The organism is Bacillus sp. SG-1 (assembly GCF_000181495.1).
Lineage (GTDB): Bacteria > Bacillota > Bacilli > Bacillales > Bacillaceae_B > Rossellomorea.
The window spans coordinates 16,473-31,543 of the sequence record NZ_ABCF01000031.1 but is presented as its reverse complement, the minus strand read 5'-3'; the positions used below and the strand labels follow the sequence as shown (position 1 = coordinate 31,543).

The window sequence follows — 15,071 nt, the reverse complement described above, 5'->3', positions numbered from 1 at the left end:
GTGGGCAAAAGAGAACGGCATGCATATTTCAAAGTTTGAAGTGCTTGAACCGTTGAAGGAAATTTTGCCTAAGCTTGCGGGCCGTCCGGTTTATGTGACGATCGATATTGATGTCCTCGATCCGGCGCATGCACCAGGAACAGGTACGGTGGATGCTGGCGGTATCACGTCCCGTGAGCTTCTTGCCTCCATCCATGAAATTGCCCGTTCGGAAGTGAATGTAGTCGGTGCCGACCTTGTTGAAGTCGCACCAATCTATGATCCGTCAGAGCAAACAGCGAACACAGCGAGCAAACTCATCCGTGAAATGATGCTCGGCTGGGTTAAATAACATGATCGTTTGAATCAAACTGCCCCGGAGAATGTCAATATCAAAGGGGCAGTTTTTTTATTGGTGACAGGCATGCCCCGGGATTTGTCGGAGCATGACGAATGTTGATAGAACCAGCATTTTCGTTGATAGAAAGCGGGAAGTCTTAAGTAGAATCTGTATCCTCGAAGATAGAAGGAGCAAATTCGACGATAGCCAAACAGAGCCTGAAGTCCCCATCTATAAAAAACTGAAATCCCCGAATTCCAGCCGTTCCGTTGCAATTTCTGCAGATTGTTCTTATACTAAATAAGTTAAGTTCGTACGTTTAGGATCAACCAATCTTTATAAAGGATGTGAGAGGTTTGAAAGGTGGAGGAAATGAACAGACTGAGGTCAAAATTCACTTGAAAACCCACATACAGCATGGCGATGAAAAAGACTCTTTTGAATTGATCTCAAATGGCAGATACTATGAAAAAGGAGATTCTTTTTTTCTGAAATATGATGAAGTACAAGAAGAAGGAACGATACATACCATCTTTAAGATGAAGAGAGAAGAGGAAGCCCTGATTTTACGCAGCGGTGCCGTGAAGATGAGGATGGTATTCAAGGAAGACGAGGAGCACGCCGGCTCATATGAAAGCCAACTCGGGACGTTAATGATCACGACGAGAACCTCGAAGCTGACGCACACCGCAAACAGAACGAAAAATGACGGCGAAATCAACTTATCCTACCAGTTATATATGCAAGGAAGCCCGGTCGGAAAGTATGAAATGGATATTTCGTATAAGGAGGAAGGAAATTAGTAATGAATATCGCAGAACAAGTACAAGACAAATTGAGAACGGAGATTAAATCGGCGGTCCTGAAAGCAGGATTGGCGACGGAAGATCAGCTGCCGGATGTAATCTTGGAAACACCGAAGGAAAAATCCCACGGTGACTACTCCACGAATATGGCGATGCAATTGGCGCGTGTGGCGAAGAAAGCACCGAGGATGATTGCGGACGATATCGCAGCAAACATTGACAAGGAAGCAGCATCAATTGAGAAAATCGATATCGCAGGACCAGGGTTCATCAACTTTTTTATGAGAAATGAGTATCTGACAGAGCTTGTGGCGAACATCCTTGAAGCAGGGGATGAATACGGCCGTTCTGATGCCGGCAAAGGCGAAAGAATCAATGTAGAGTTCGTTTCGGCGAATCCTACAGGGGACCTTCACCTTGGACATGCCCGCGGTGCTTCTGTCGGGGATTCATTGTGCAACGTACTTGATAAAGCAGGCTATAAAGTGACGCGTGAGTATTACATCAATGATGCCGGAAACCAGATTCATAACCTTGCTCTTTCTGTTGAAGCACGTTACTTCCAGGCGCTTGGCCATGACAAGGCTGTTCCGGAAGACGGATATCAGGGAGCAGATATCATCGGCATCGGCCAAAAACTTGCGGACGAGTTCGGTGACAAATACATCGAAGCATCCGAAGAAGAGCGCTACAAATTTTTCCGTGAGTACGGGTTGAAATTCGAAATGGAAAAGTTGAAGAAAGACCTGGAAGATTTCCGTGTACCATTCAACGTGTGGTATTCAGAAACTTCTCTATATGAAAATGGAAAAATCGACGATGCGCTAAAAGCATTGAAAGACAATAACCATATCTATGAAGAGGATGGGGCAACTTGGTTCCGTTCTACAGAATTAGGCGATGACAAAGACCGTGTGCTGATCAAAAACGACGGGACATACACGTATTTGACCCCGGATATTTCTTATCACCGTGATAAATTTGAGCGCGGTCATGATATCCTGATCAATATTTGGGGTGCTGATCACCACGGTTATATCCCTCGTATGAAAGCGGCAATCGAAGCCCTTGGATACGACCGTGAAAAGTTGGAAGTGGAAGTCATCCAGCTTGTTCACCTATTCAAAAACGGGGAAAAAATGAAAATGAGCAAACGGACAGGAAAAGCGGTTACGATGCGTGACCTTGTAGAGGAAGTTGGCCTGGATGCCGTCCGTTACTTCTTTGCGATGAGAAGTGCCGATACGCATATGGACTTCGACCTTGACCTGGCTGTTTCGCAGTCGAACGAGAATCCTGTTTACTATGCACAATATGCGCATGCGCGTATTTGCAGCATCCTGCGCCAAGCGGCAGAACAGGGGATCAACTTTGAAGAAGGAACGGATTACTCTCTTTTGAAAGCAGAAAAAACAATCGAATTGCTGAAAAAATTGGGAGATTTCCCTGGAGTGGTAGCGGATGCTGCTGCAAAAAGGACGCCTCATCGTGTGGCCAACTACATCAACGAGCTGGCATCAACATTCCACAGCTTCTATAATGCTGAAAAAGTATTGGATATGGAGAACATGGAATTGACGAAAGCCCGCTTATCATTGATTAAGGCGGTTCGCCTCACAATGAAAAATGCCCTGAAGCTGATTGGGGTATCTGCACCTGAGAAGATGTAATTTGGATTAAGCTCATATAAAGACGGCTGAAGTGCAATGCTTCGCCGTCTTTTTATCACAAAACCTCACACCATGAATCTCAGCCAGATGAAGGGCCGTTACTTTGAAAATAGTTTGCTCCTAAATGGGCACTCTAAAAACAATAGACGATGACATGGAGGTTCGAGTATGAAAGTTGTTCTTTTAGCTATTTTAACAGGCTTTATTGTTGGGTTTGTCTTTGCCCTTTTTAAATTACCGATTCCGGCACCGCCTGCTTTTGCAGGAATTGCAGGTATTATTGGTATCTACCTCGGGTTCAAGGCTTTTTCATGGGCGCAGCCGATGATTGAATCGATGATGAAGTAGGGGTGCCCCCTCAGGTCGTACCAGGCACAAAAAGGTTAGTTTGTACCTGGCACCCGAAAATGCACCACCAAAAACCCCCGCGACCAAAGAGTCCGCGGGGGTTCTTTCTATTCAATCTGCAAATAATGAAACCGTTCATATTTCTCAATGGTTTCCTCTCCATTAAAATGTACCGGGTCCTTAAACAGTGGGCCATCATAGACAAATGTATGGAACTCCCCGTTTTCCCCGCAGGGATCAACTCCGTCCGGCAGGTCCCTGAGCAGCTCATCATCATATTTCCGTCCAAGGAAAGAGGGATGGAGCTGAGAGCTGTCTATGCAGACCAGTACCGCTTTGTATCCTTTATCAATGAACTCCCGGCTCAGGTCTGCCGTGGATGCTCCCCATAAAGGGAAGAGTGGCTCCATCGGTATTTGTTTCATCTGCTCTTCCCGGTATGCTTTAATGTCTTTCAAAAAGATATCCCCGAAGGCAACAGTCTCAACCCCTTTTTCAAGGAGAGAGTCCAGCGCAGCTCTCATGCCTGCCTCATATTCTTCATTGCTGGACCCTTGTTTCATCATGACAGGCAAAAGTGGCAAGCCCAATGCTTTGGCCTGCTTTTTCATAAGCGACAACGGAATATCGTGCATCATCACTCTTTTTTCTTCCTCGGCAAGTGTTGTCAGGAGTGACACAGGGTGCCATTCAGGAGTGGAGTTGAGACGGTCAAGCATCACCATGCTGTCACGTCCGCCGCTCCAAGATAAGCAAATCTTTTTCATAGGCATTCCTTTCTGCTACCAGTTCAGGATGCCGCCGCTCACCCGTTTTACCCCGCGGATTTTCGCAATATCCTCAGTCAATTTCAGCATCGCGATGTCCTTGTTTTTCGCTTCAATCATGATATCAATATCCTCATCCAGCTCTTTTAACATCTTCAGGTAAGGCAGGACAAATTCGATATCGACATTATCTGAATGAGAGCGGAATGCTTTTTCCGACTTCGGCGAGGACACGTGGATTTTCGGGCGCAGGTTCCTTTGTTTCCAAGTGTCCAGGATTCTTGGCAAATACTCCTGAAGCGGTTCTGTGCTCTGATTGGCTTCATGATGATGGACATCGAGAATCATCGGAATCTTTTCTTTTTCACAGACCTCCAGGGTTTCTTCTACTGTGTACGTTTTATCATCGTTTTCGAGCGTCATGTATTTTTTTACATGAGCAGGAAGCTTTTGAAGGTTTTTGTGAAACCTCGCTAACGCTTCTTCTTTATTTCCATATGTTCCGCCAACGTGGATGTTAATCAGGGATTGATCCAGCACGTCCATTGCTTCCAGCATCTTATAATGGAAGACCATATCTTCAACCGCATTATCCGTGATCGAATCCTTCGGGCTCGTAAACAGGGTGAACTGGTTCGGGTGGTAGCTTGTCCTGATATTGAATTTCTTGATCAGGAGGCCCAGTTCCTCCCATTCCCTGCGAAAAGGTGAAACGAAATCCCATTTGACTTCTGGATGGGTTGCAAGGGGGACCATGGAACTGGACAGCCTGTAAAGCTGGATTTCATGTGCAGCCAGGTAATAGAGGATCCGCTTTGTGTGTTCCAGATTGGCTGCTGTCACTTCCAGTAGTTTCTGTTTCCGTTCATCCTCTGAAAGCTCGCTGTAACGTTTGAATGTCATCGTCTTTGAAGGGCTTGCATCCCATAAAGACAGGGCGTTGGCAACAAATCCAAGTCGTAATTCCATTATTTCACTCCCGGAAAAATATTTCCCCTCCGGAGGATAGAGGGCCACTATAATAATATCGAAACCATTGATGCGATTCCTTCTTTAAATCTGGTGAATATGCCCACCGAATTCAGTTTATCCAACGACATTTTAGAAGAGCCGTCAATATCCTTCTGAACTTCTTGACGCACTTCATCGACAAAAGATTGAGTATAAATGAAATTGTTTAATTCCAAATTCACATAAAAACTTCGTAAATCAAAGTTGGCGGTTCCGAGATCACAGAATTCATCATCAATTATGATTAATTTTGAATGATAAAAACCGGTTTGATATTGATAAACTTCTGCACCCAGGGGCATTAGCTTGCGGAAATATTTAAAAGCCGCTTCTTTTACAAGGAGATGATCTTCCTTTTCAGGAGTGACGATAGTCAGTCGTACCCCTCGTTTCAAGGCTCTAACCAATGCATCCATCACTTCATCTGACGGGATGAAGTAGGGGGTCCCGATGAAAATCGACTTTTTGGCATTGGTGATGAATTCAACAAACTGGCTTTCAATCTTGAAGCCTTCGGAAGGGAAGAACCGGTGTTCAACTTCCCCCTTCTCGAGCTTCGGAAAATATCCCGGCCTGTTGATGATGTCTTCACCCGAGGCCCTTTTCCAATCGATGCAAAACTCGCTTTGCAAGTCGGAAATACCTTCTCCTGTAAGCCTCATATGGTAATCTCTCCATGGAGAAAGATTTGGGTCCTCATCAATATAAGCCTTGCCGACATTGTAGCCTCCCAAGTATCCGATTTTTCCGTCAATCACGGTGATTTTCCGGTGGTTCCGCTGCTGTGTTGAAAAGAACAAAAAGGGAAGTTTGGGTTTTTCGGCAAAATAGACCTGGATACCGTAACCCTTTAACTCCTTCACTTGCTTTTTCCTGATTTTAAAGCTGCCGACTCTGTCCATCAGGAGTCGTACTTCCACACCCTCACTGGCTTTCTGCTTAAGGATGTCAAAGAACTGCCTCCCTAAATGGTCGTTCTCCACGATATAAAATAGGCAGTGAATCGAGGTAGAGGCACCCTTTAAATCCGTAAACATCCGTTCAAAAAAAGCCGGGCCGGTCGAAATCAGTTCCATGTCGCTGTGTCTTTTCTGGTAATCGCGCCTGTAGGCGGTCCTGACAAACTGCTTGCGGCCGAAATGAAAATCAATGATGCAGCATAAAATGATTGCTGCCAATATCAATAAAATAATCAAAATCCACATAATATCACTCTCTCATGACTGGTATATATAGTATGTCCAATTATTACTTATTCATCGTTTCCCTTTAAAGTCTCCTCGAAAACCCGCTGGAGCATTCATACAGTTTTACATCATGTTTTCGCGTGGCGATTTTATAATTATATAGGGGGAGCTGTTCACACCTTTTCACTAATTTCAAAAAACTTACGGGAGAAGGCCTGGGCAAGTATATAATAAAAAATTTTAAAACCTGTCTAAAAAACAGGAGGAAAATCATTGACTGAATGCTCATTCAGTATATAATGTAAGTAAGGAACATTCTGAATATTATTTCCTTTTTAACTTTTGCAACAAAGGGAGAAGAAATCACGATTAAAGAGGGGAGAGTCTGTGAGATGGACGTTTTGTTGTGGATAAACTGGATTGCATTCATTCTTGTAACCGCTTACGCAGTCGGTTTGTTTGTATATGTCGTCAAGACACGGATCGAGTATATCAAACTGGGGAAAAAGACAGAGTTTGATAATAATGTGAAAGAAAGAATGAAGAAGATTGCTGTCAACGTGTTTGGGCAAAAGAAGCTCTTAAAGGATAAGAAGAGCGGTGCCATACACGTCATGTTCTTCTATGGATTTATTTTAGTTCAATTTGGAGCCATTGATTTTATCTGGAAAGGACTTGCACCGGGGTCGCACTTGCCGCTTGGCCCGCTGTATCCAGGTTTCACGTTCTTTCAGGAACTTGTGACACTGATGATTCTTGTAGCCGTCGTATGGGCTTTCCACCGCCGCTATGTTGAAAAACTTGTTCGATTAAAAAGAGGATTTAAATCGGGACTTGTATTGCTGTTTATCGGCGGGCTGATGCTTTCTGTACTCGTTGGTAACGGGATGGGACTGATCTGGCACGGCCATGAGCTTGGCTGGACAGAACCGATTGCCTCGCTGATTGCCGGCGGACTGGGCTGGATCGGTGAAACAGCATCGATTGTCATTTTCTATGTCTCATGGTGGATACATCTGCTGTTCCTGCTTGCTTTCCTTGTATATGTACCGCAGTCCAAGCATGCCCATTTGATTGCAGGGCCTGCCAATGTATACTTTAACCGCCTGGACAATCCAGGAAAATTAAAACCGATTGATTTTGAAGACGAAACAGCTGAGAGCTTTGGGGTAGGAAAGATTGAAGAATTTAATCAGCTGCAAATGATCGATTTCTATGCATGCGTTGAATGTGGACGCTGTACAAATATGTGTCCGGCCACCGGCACAGGAAAAATGCTTTCACCAATGGATTTGATAGTAAAGCTTCGTGACCATCTGACGAACCATGGTGCTGCCGTTACATCAAGAAAACCATGGGTACCGACAATGGCCTTCAACCATACGAAAGGCAACCAGCTGGCCATGGCGGCAGCAGGGCAGGGTGCAGAAGAAGCAGCAGCTTCAATGGCATACAGCCCGAGCCTGATCGGGGATGTCATCACAGAAGAAGAAATCTGGGCCTGTACAACATGCCGTAACTGTGAAGACCAATGTCCGGTAATGAATGAGCACGTCGATAAAATCATCGACCTGCGCCGTTACCTGGTTTTAACGGAAGGAAAGATGGATGCCGATGCTCAGCGTGCGATGCAGAACATCGAACGCCAAGGCAACCCTTGGGGACTGAACCGTAAAGAGCGTGAAAACTGGCGTGACGCACGTGAAGACGTGCAAATCCCGACAGTGAAAGAAATGAAGAAAGCCGGAGAAGAATTTGAATACTTGTTCTGGGTGGGATCCATGGGGTCCTTTGATAACCGAAGCCAGAAAATCGCCCTTTCATTTGCGAAGCTTTTGAATGAAGCAGATGTGAAATTTGCGATCCTTGGCAACAAAGAGAAAAACTCTGGGGATACCCCGCGCCGACTTGGTAACGAATTCTTGTTCCAGGAACTTGCAACAGCCAACATTGCAGAATTTGAAAAGAATGAAGTGAAGAAGATCATCACGATTGATCCGCATGCTTATAATATCTTCAAAAATGAGTATCCTGACTTTGGCCTTGAAGCAGAAGTTTACCATCACACTGAAGTGCTGGCACAGCTTGTGAAGGAAGGGCGCTTGAAACCGAAATACGAAGTCAACGAGACCATCACGTTCCATGACTCCTGTTACCTCGGCAGGTATAACGAAGTATATGATCCGCCGCGTGAAATCCTTAAAGCGATTTCAGGTGTCAGCCTGGTTGAAATGGAACGAAACAAACAAAACGGTATGTGTTGTGGTGCCGGGGGCGGCTTGATGTGGATGGAGGAAGACAAAGGCCACCGCGTCAATGTCGCCAGAACCGAACAGGCTCTCGAAACAAATCCTTCCGTCATCAGTTCCGGTTGTCCATACTGTCTGACAATGCTGTCCGATGGAACGAAAGCGAAGGAAGTCGAGGACAATGTGTCAACCCTCGATGTAGCCGAACTGCTTGAAAAAGCCGTCTGCGGTGACCCGAAAGATACAACGATTGCATCTTAATCGTTAAAAAGTAAAAATATTCAGTTTAATCATTCCATTCATACTAATTTTCCTTTAGAATAGAATGGTAAAGGCTTACAAAGGTTATTCTGATTAGTTTTTACTAAGGTGAATCATTGAGGACATAGCAAATGCTCATTTGATTGAAGTGGAAGGTGTCCGACCTCCTGCGGGACTAGCGGGACAGTTGAGACCCCGGAGGCGCAGCCGAGGAGGCTCAACGCCCGCCCCGCGGAGTCGGGCACCTGGAGCGGAAATCAAGCACAGCTTTCATACAGCAAGTTATTACAAAGGAAACATTGTAGAAATTTAAAAGGGTCTGGTCCCAAATAGTATCGATTCGATGTTATGGCAGCCAGGCCCTTTCTTTACTTACTTTTCTTGAGCGAGCGTTCAGTCGTATTTTTGAAAGCGGTATCAATATTGAGAAAATAGATAGATTCATAGAAAAGGAGAGAGTGTAATGGGAAAAACAGTCATTCTTGATGGTGCTCGTACACCGTTTGGTAAATTTGGAGGAAGCTTAAGTTCCTTTACAGCATCCGAACTTGGCGGATTTGCTGTAAAAGAAGCCTTGAAAAGAGCCGGAGTGGATGGAAGTGAAGTGGAAGAGGTCATCCTCGGATCTGTCCTTCAGGGCGGACAAGGGCAAATTCCTTCCCGTCAGGCATCACGTCACGCGGGTCTTCCATGGAATGTAAGAACGGAAACAATCAATAAAGTTTGTGCATCCGGAATGAGAAGTGTAACCATGGCAGATCAAATCATCCGGGCAGGAGACGGGGAAGTTATTGTTGCCGGCGGAATGGAATCTATGTCTAACGCGCCATATATTCTTCCAAAAGCCCGCTGGGGAATGCGCATGGGTGACTCTCAAGTGAAAGACTTGATGGTACATGATGGATTAACTTGCAGCTTTAACAATGTTCACATGGGCACCTATGGAAACAGCACGGCAAGTGAATTTGAAATTTCCCGGGAGGAGCAGGACCGCTGGTCAGAGCGCAGCCATATGTTGGCGGTAAAAGCAACAGAAGAAGGCATTCTTTCAGAAGAAATCGCTGCTGTTCAAGTGCCGCAGCGCAAGGGCGACCCGGTTACAGTTGACCGTGATGAAGCACCTAGAAAAGACACATCTATAGAAAAACTAGCAAAACTGTCCCCTGTTTTTGGCTCAGAAGGAACGATTACAGCCGGTAACGCACCAGGAGTGAACGATGGAGCGGCTGCAATGGTCCTGATGAGTGAAGAACGCGCCTCTAAAGAAGGGAAAGAACCATTAGCATACATTCTTGGCCACACAGCCATTGCTTTGGAAGCAGAAAATTTCCCGCAAACTCCAGGATTAGTCATCAATGAACTTTTGAAAAAGACAGGAAAAACCTTAGAAGAAATCGATTTATTTGAGATAAATGAAGCATTTGCTGCGGTGGCGTTGACGAGTGGAAAAATCGCCAATCTTGATGAAAGCAAAGTAAACGTTAATGGCGGGGCGGTAGCGATCGGACATCCAATCGGTGCAAGCGGAGCCAGAATCATTTTGACGCTGGCATACGAACTGAAAAGACGTGGCGGCGGAATCGGCATAGCTTCCATCTGCTCAGGCGGCGGCCAGGGAGATGCCATCATGATTGAGGTTCCGAAGAAGTAGATTGTGACTATGTATACTCCAGGTTGGCGGTATCGGACTTTGTCGGTTTGCCGATAAAAACCGGTTATCGCTGATAAATCTGGATAATCGACGGTAAATTTTTAAAACCGCCGATAAACAAGCAGGAATCGCCGATAAGCCAAATCATCAAACCAGATACAAACAAAGGGGAGAAAAAAATATGAGTATCAAAAAAGTAATGGTAGTAGGTGCGGGGCAAATGGGATCAGGAATTGCCCAGGTCTGTGCCCAAGCTGGATTCAGCGTGAAATTAAATGACTTGAAAGAAGAGTTCGTTCAAAGAGGAATGAACACGATCACCAAAAACCTTTCCCGCTCAGTCGAGAAAGGTAGAATGACAGAAGAAGACAAAGAGAAGGTGCTCGCCAATCTGACAGAGTCAACAGACTTGAACGATGCCGGTGATGTCGATCTAGTCATTGAAGCAGCGGTAGAGAATATGGAAATCAAGACGAACATTTTTAAACAGCTGGATGAAATCGCTCCCCAACATGCAATCCTGGCAACCAATACTTCATCTCTTCCAATCACAGAAGTGGCTGCAGCGACAAACAGGCCGCAGAAAGTGATCGGGATGCACTTCATGAATCCGGTGCCGGTCATGAAGCTGGTTGAAATCATCCGCGGTCTTGCTACATCCGATGAAGTATACCAGGAAATTGAGGACATGACGAAGACGTTGAACAAGGTAGGCGTCGAAGTGGAAGATTTCCCTGGTTTCGTCTCTAATCGTGTATTGATGCCGATGATCAACGAGGCCATTTACACACTCTATGAGGGAGTTGCGACAAAAGAAGCCATCGACGAAGTCATGAAGCTGGGCATGAACCATCCAATGGGCCCGATCACATTGGCGGATTTCATCGGACTGGATACGTGCCTGTATATCATGGAAACCCTTCATGAAGGGTTCGGTGATGACAAGTACCGTCCGTGTCCGCTTCTTCGCAAGTATGTAAAAGCCGGTTGGCTTGGTCGAAAAACGGGTCGTGGATTCTACACTTACGAATAAAAGCAGGCTATGGGGAGGCTTGCTGACCGCGGCTGAGCGATGAATTCAACTCGGCTGGCGCTCTGAAATCCCTTTTATACAAACATCGGGGAGGAAAACAGGATGGATTTACGGTTTACAGAGGAACAGCAGATGATGAGAAAGATGGTCCGCGATTTTGCGCAAACTGAAATCGCTCCATTTGTTGAAAGAATGGAAAAAGGAGAGTTCCCAAGGGAGATTCTCAAGAAAATGGCAGATCTCGGCTTGATGGGGATCGCCATCCCTGAAAAATACGGCGGTTCGGAAATGGATTTCACCTCCTATATAAGTGCAATACACGAATTATCGAAGGTGAGTGCGACAGTAGGGGTTATCCTGTCGGTTCACACATCGGTCGGCACAAACCCGATCCTTTACTTCGGAACGGAGGAACAGAAACAAAAGTACGTGACGAAGCTGGCATCGGGTGAATACCTCGGAGCGTTCTGCCTGACGGAACCAAGTGCAGGTTCTGATGCAGGAAGCCTGAAATCAAGGGCGATTAAAAAAGATGATCATTACGTGATCAATGGAGCCAAAGTCTTTATCACCAACGGCGGCGAGGCAGACGTATATATCGTTTTTGCTGCAACAGATCCAGACAAAGGCGGCCGCGGAATTTCAGCCTTTATCGTGGAAAAAGACACTCCTGGACTGATCATTGGAAAAGATGAACATAAAATGGGCCTTCACGGTTCTCGGACGGTTCAATTGACGTTTGAAGACATGAAGGTGCCAGCTGAAAACCTTTTAGGGGAAGAAGGCCAAGGATTCAAGATCGCGATGGCGAACCTTGATGTTGGGCGCATCGGCATCGCTGCTCAGGCGCTTGGTATCGCTGAGGCTGCGTTTGAACATTCAACGGCGTATGCAAAAGAACGGGCTCAGTTTGGAAAGCCGATTGCAGCACAGCAGGGTATCGGGTTCAAGCTTGCCGACATGGCAACAAGCGTTGAAGCTTCTAAACTATTAGTCTATCGCGCAGCTAATATGAGAAGTGAAGGACTGAATTGCGGAAAAGAAGCATCCATCGCCAAATTATTCGCATCCAAAACGGCTGTGGACGTCACAACGGAAGCCATACAGGTCTATGGAGGGTACGGCTATACAGAAGAATACCCGGTGGAAAGACTGTTCCGTGACGCCAAAGTCACAGAAATTTACGAAGGCACAAGCGAAATCCAAAGAATGGTCATCAGCAAACACTTAGTGAAATAAGGCACGCTTTAACGCTTTAAACCACTAAGAGGGACAGTCCCTTGTCGTGCTTTAAAGTACTAAAGCAACAACGCCAACATCCTACTAAACATACAAACGGGGGAAGAGAAATGAATTTTAAATTATCAGAAGAACATGAAATGATCCGCAAAATGGTACGCGATTTCGCGAAAAACGAAGTAGAACCGACAGCTGCAGAGCGTGATGAGGAAGAGCGCTTTGACCGTGAGCTATTTGATAAGATGGCGGAGCTTGGCCTGACGGGTATTCCTTGGCCTGAAGAGTACGGTGGAATCGGCAGTGACTACCTTGCTTACTGTATAGCGGTAGAAGAACTTTCAAGAGTGTGTGCTTCAACAGGGGTAACCTTATCAGCCCATACTTCACTCGCTGGATGGCCAATTTATAAATTCGGCAATGAGGAACAAAAGCAGAAGTACCTTAAGCCGATGGCACAAGGTGAGAAAATCGGAGGCTACGGTTTGACGGAGCCGGCTTCTGGCTCTGATGCAGGCGGAATGAAAACAACAGCCAAGCTTGACGGTGACCACTATATTTTAAACGGATCAAAAATCTTTATCACGAACGGCGGGATTGCTGATATCTATGTTGTTTTTGCTTTGACAGATCCTTCCCAAAGACAAAGAGGAACAACGGCATTCATCATTGAAAGCGATTTTGAAGGCTTTTCGGTCGGCAAGAAAGAAAAGAAACTGGGAATCCGTTCATCACCAACAACAGAAATCGTCTTTGATAACTGCCGAGTACCAAAAGAAAACATGCTCGGAAAAGAAGGAGAAGGCTTCAAGATTGCAATGATGACTCTCGATGGCGGCCGTAACGGTATCGCTGCACAGGCAGTCGGAATCGCGCAGGGTGCATTGGATGCTTCCATCAGCTACGCAAAAGAACGTGAGCAATTCGGTAAACCGATTGCTGCGAACCAAGGGATTTCCTTCAAGATTGCGGATATGGCGACAAGTATCGAGGCTTCCCGATTGCTGACTTACCAGGCGGCGTGGCTTGAATCTGAAGGACTTCCTTATGGAAAAGAATCGGCGATGTCCAAACTGATGGCCGGTGACACTGCAATGAAAGTGACAACGGAAGCGGTACAGATTTTCGGTGGTTACGGTTATACAAAAGATTATCCGGTGGAGCGCTACATGCGTGATGCCAAGATTACGCAGATCTACGAAGGAACACAGGAAATCCAGCGTCTTGTCATCTCTCGTATGGTGACGAAGTAAAATTTTTTTAATTTGATAGGTGGGCAAGGAGTTTTAAGACCTTCTTATAGAAATATTACTTTAGTTCCAAGCGTTGTTGATTGGAGCGGAAGGTGTGCGACCTCCTGCGGGAGCAGCGGGACGTCTAGTTTCAGCGCCCAGCCCCTCGGGATCAAATAACCCTGAGAGAATAAAAGGTAAGTGCGCCTTTTTTTCTCTCAGGAACATTTGCCTGTCGGGGCTGATCAGGGCGCTTTCACTTTTGATGACAGTTTGAGACCCCCAATCCAGTTGCTGCGCCCAGCTCCTCGGGGTCAAATAACCCTCAGCGAATAAAAGGAAAGATCACCTTTTCTTCGCTGAGGAACATTTGCCTGTCGGAGCTGAATGGGGCGCTTCCACTTTTTATACAGGCGAAGCCGAGGAGGCTCAACGCCCGCCCCGCGGAGTCGCGCACCTGGAGCGGAAATCAACCTCTCATCCAATTAGCAGCAACAAAGTTCAGAACAAGGGGAATTTTTTATTTAATGGGAGAAAAGGTAGTCAAAGGCGGTCGGTTAATGTGAATAAAAAGAGGGAAGTTCATGCTTCTGTCAAGGATGAAAGGCTTGTGGAAAAGCGGCGGGATGAAATGGTCCGCGGAGCTGTCTCTCTCTTCAAGCAGAAGGGGTTTCACCGTACAACGACTAGAGAGATTGCCAAAGCGGCCGGTTTCAGTATCGGAACGCTGTATGAATATATCAGGACGAAAGAAGACGTTCTTTATCTTGTGTGTGACAGCATCTATGAACAAGTGCGCTCTCAGCTGCAGGCCATGGATACGGAACAGGGGACGCTGGTCAGCTTAAAGCTGGGCATCGACCACTATTTCCGGGTCATGGACAATCTGCAGGATGAAGTGCTTGTCATGTATCAGGAAGCAAAATCACTTACCAAGGATGCTCTTCCATATGTGTTAGAAAAAGAACTTGAAATGGTCGGCATGTTTGAAACGCTGATCAAGCGATGCTGTGAAAATGGTGAGCTGGAGCTTGATGAAGACAGGATTCACCTGCTCGCTCAGAATATATTTGTCCAGGGGCAGATGTGGGGATTCCGCCGCTGGGCGCTACAGAAAAAATACACATTGGATCAGTATATCAAGATTCAAACAGATTTGCTGTTTTCAGGCATTAACGGTTATTTAAAATAGCCTATCTTTGTGAGTAGTACTGAGAGTATGCAACCTCCTGCAGGGCTGGTAGCTCAACGCCCGGTCCGAGGAGTCGTACATGAAGTGGAAAAATAAGAAGGAATTATTT

The 15,071-nt window shown here is 45.9% G+C and carries 13 protein-coding genes; 10 read left to right on the top strand and 3 right to left on the bottom strand.

The window, feature by feature from the left end; all coding sequences use genetic code 11:
• The 4 genes from BSG1_RS12665 to BSG1_RS12650 form a co-directional block, all read left to right on the top strand.
• On the top strand, positions 1 to 331 hold a 331-nt coding region (locus BSG1_RS12665), incomplete at its 5' end, for an arginase family protein (RefSeq protein WP_006837458.1).
• 335 nt (positions 332 to 666) lie between these two features.
• A complete protein-coding gene (locus BSG1_RS12660; protein ID WP_006837456.1) occupies positions 667 to 1,122 on the top strand; it encodes a DUF1934 domain-containing protein in 456 nt (151 codons plus the stop codon).
• Positions 1,123 to 1,124: 2 nt separating this feature from the next.
• Complete coding sequence (gene argS, locus BSG1_RS12655) at positions 1,125 to 2,795, top strand: arginine--tRNA ligase (RefSeq protein WP_006837455.1); 1,671 nt, start codon at positions 1,125 to 1,127, stop codon at positions 2,793 to 2,795.
• A gap of 168 nt (positions 2,796 to 2,963) precedes the next feature.
• The gene (locus BSG1_RS12650) at positions 2,964 to 3,143 is read left to right on the top strand and encodes a XapX domain-containing protein (protein WP_006837454.1); all 180 of its coding nucleotides are present in this window, start codon (positions 2,964 to 2,966) and stop codon (positions 3,141 to 3,143) included.
• A gap of 107 nt (positions 3,144 to 3,250) precedes the next feature.
• On the opposite strand, the gene BSG1_RS12645 is transcribed toward BSG1_RS12650, so the two are convergent.
• From BSG1_RS12645 to cls, 3 genes are read right to left on the bottom strand one after another with little or no spacing between them, the layout of a single operon-like run.
• Positions 3,251 to 3,910, bottom strand: a complete 660-nt coding sequence (locus BSG1_RS12645) for a hypothetical protein (protein WP_052302390.1) — start codon at positions 3,908 to 3,910, stop codon at positions 3,251 to 3,253.
• Between the two features lie 15 nt (positions 3,911 to 3,925).
• Positions 3,926 to 4,879 (bottom strand): UV DNA damage repair endonuclease UvsE, encoded by a 954-nt coding sequence (gene uvsE, locus BSG1_RS12640; RefSeq protein WP_044022856.1) that lies wholly within the window; start codon positions 4,877 to 4,879, stop codon positions 3,926 to 3,928.
• A 47-nt stretch (positions 4,880 to 4,926) separates the two neighbouring features.
• Positions 4,927 to 6,126 carry a cardiolipin synthase gene (gene cls / locus BSG1_RS12635; protein WP_006837451.1) on the bottom strand — a complete coding sequence of 400 codons (1,200 nt, stop codon included), beginning with the start codon at positions 6,124 to 6,126 and terminating at the stop codon, positions 4,927 to 4,929.
• A 374-nt stretch (positions 6,127 to 6,500) separates the two neighbouring features.
• Here cls and BSG1_RS12630 point away from each other — a divergent pair, with 374 nt between their 5' ends.
• The 6 genes from BSG1_RS12630 (at position 6,501) to BSG1_RS12600 (ending at position 14,962) form a co-directional block, all read left to right on the top strand.
• Positions 6,501 to 8,618, top strand: coding sequence for a 4Fe-4S dicluster domain-containing protein (locus tag BSG1_RS12630; RefSeq protein ID WP_006837450.1), 2,118 nt, complete (start codon positions 6,501 to 6,503; stop codon positions 8,616 to 8,618).
• Positions 8,619 to 9,081: 463 nt separating this feature from the next.
• Entirely contained in the window at positions 9,082 to 10,269 is a 1,188-nt protein-coding gene (locus tag BSG1_RS12625; protein ID WP_006837449.1) for an acetyl-CoA C-acetyltransferase, read from the top strand.
• Between the two features lie 181 nt (positions 10,270 to 10,450).
• Positions 10,451 to 11,302: a 3-hydroxybutyryl-CoA dehydrogenase gene (locus tag BSG1_RS12620; protein ID WP_006837448.1), complete on the top strand. Its 852-nt coding sequence runs from the start codon at positions 10,451 to 10,453 to the stop codon at positions 11,300 to 11,302.
• A 102-nt stretch (positions 11,303 to 11,404) separates the two neighbouring features.
• Positions 11,405 to 12,541, top strand: a complete 1,137-nt coding sequence (locus tag BSG1_RS12615) for an acyl-CoA dehydrogenase (RefSeq protein ID WP_006837447.1) — start codon at positions 11,405 to 11,407, stop codon at positions 12,539 to 12,541.
• 110 nt (positions 12,542 to 12,651) lie between these two features.
• Positions 12,652 to 13,791 carry an acyl-CoA dehydrogenase gene (locus BSG1_RS12610; RefSeq protein ID WP_006837446.1) on the top strand — a complete coding sequence of 380 codons (1,140 nt, stop codon included), beginning with the start codon at positions 12,652 to 12,654 and terminating at the stop codon, positions 13,789 to 13,791.
• 541 nt (positions 13,792 to 14,332) lie between these two features.
• Positions 14,333 to 14,962, top strand: a complete 630-nt coding sequence (locus BSG1_RS12600; RefSeq protein ID WP_044022857.1) for a TetR/AcrR family transcriptional regulator — start codon at positions 14,333 to 14,335, stop codon at positions 14,960 to 14,962.
• The last annotated feature ends 109 nt before the right edge of the window (positions 14,963 to 15,071 follow it).

Coding starts and splice junctions, on each gene's coding strand:
- BSG1_RS12630 (WP_006837450.1), top strand. CDS start 6,501: ATGGACGTTTTGTTGTGGATAAACTGGATTGCATTCATTCTTGTAACC.
- BSG1_RS12615 (WP_006837447.1), top strand. CDS start 11,405: ATGGATTTACGGTTTACAGAGGAACAGCAGATGATGAGAAAGATGGTC.
- uvsE (WP_044022856.1), bottom strand. CDS start 4,879: ATGGAATTACGACTTGGATTTGTTGCCAACGCCCTGTCTTTATGGGAT.
- BSG1_RS12610 (WP_006837446.1), top strand. CDS start 12,652: ATGAATTTTAAATTATCAGAAGAACATGAAATGATCCGCAAAATGGTA.
- BSG1_RS12625 (WP_006837449.1), top strand. CDS start 9,082: ATGGGAAAAACAGTCATTCTTGATGGTGCTCGTACACCGTTTGGTAAA.
- cls (WP_006837451.1), bottom strand. CDS start 6,126: ATGTGGATTTTGATTATTTTATTGATATTGGCAGCAATCATTTTATGC.
- argS (WP_006837455.1), top strand. CDS start 1,125: ATGAATATCGCAGAACAAGTACAAGACAAATTGAGAACGGAGATTAAA.
- BSG1_RS12620 (WP_006837448.1), top strand. CDS start 10,451: ATGAGTATCAAAAAAGTAATGGTAGTAGGTGCGGGGCAAATGGGATCA.
- BSG1_RS12650 (WP_006837454.1), top strand. CDS start 2,964: ATGAAAGTTGTTCTTTTAGCTATTTTAACAGGCTTTATTGTTGGGTTT.
- BSG1_RS12645 (WP_052302390.1), bottom strand. CDS start 3,910: ATGAAAAAGATTTGCTTATCTTGGAGCGGCGGACGTGACAGCATGGTG.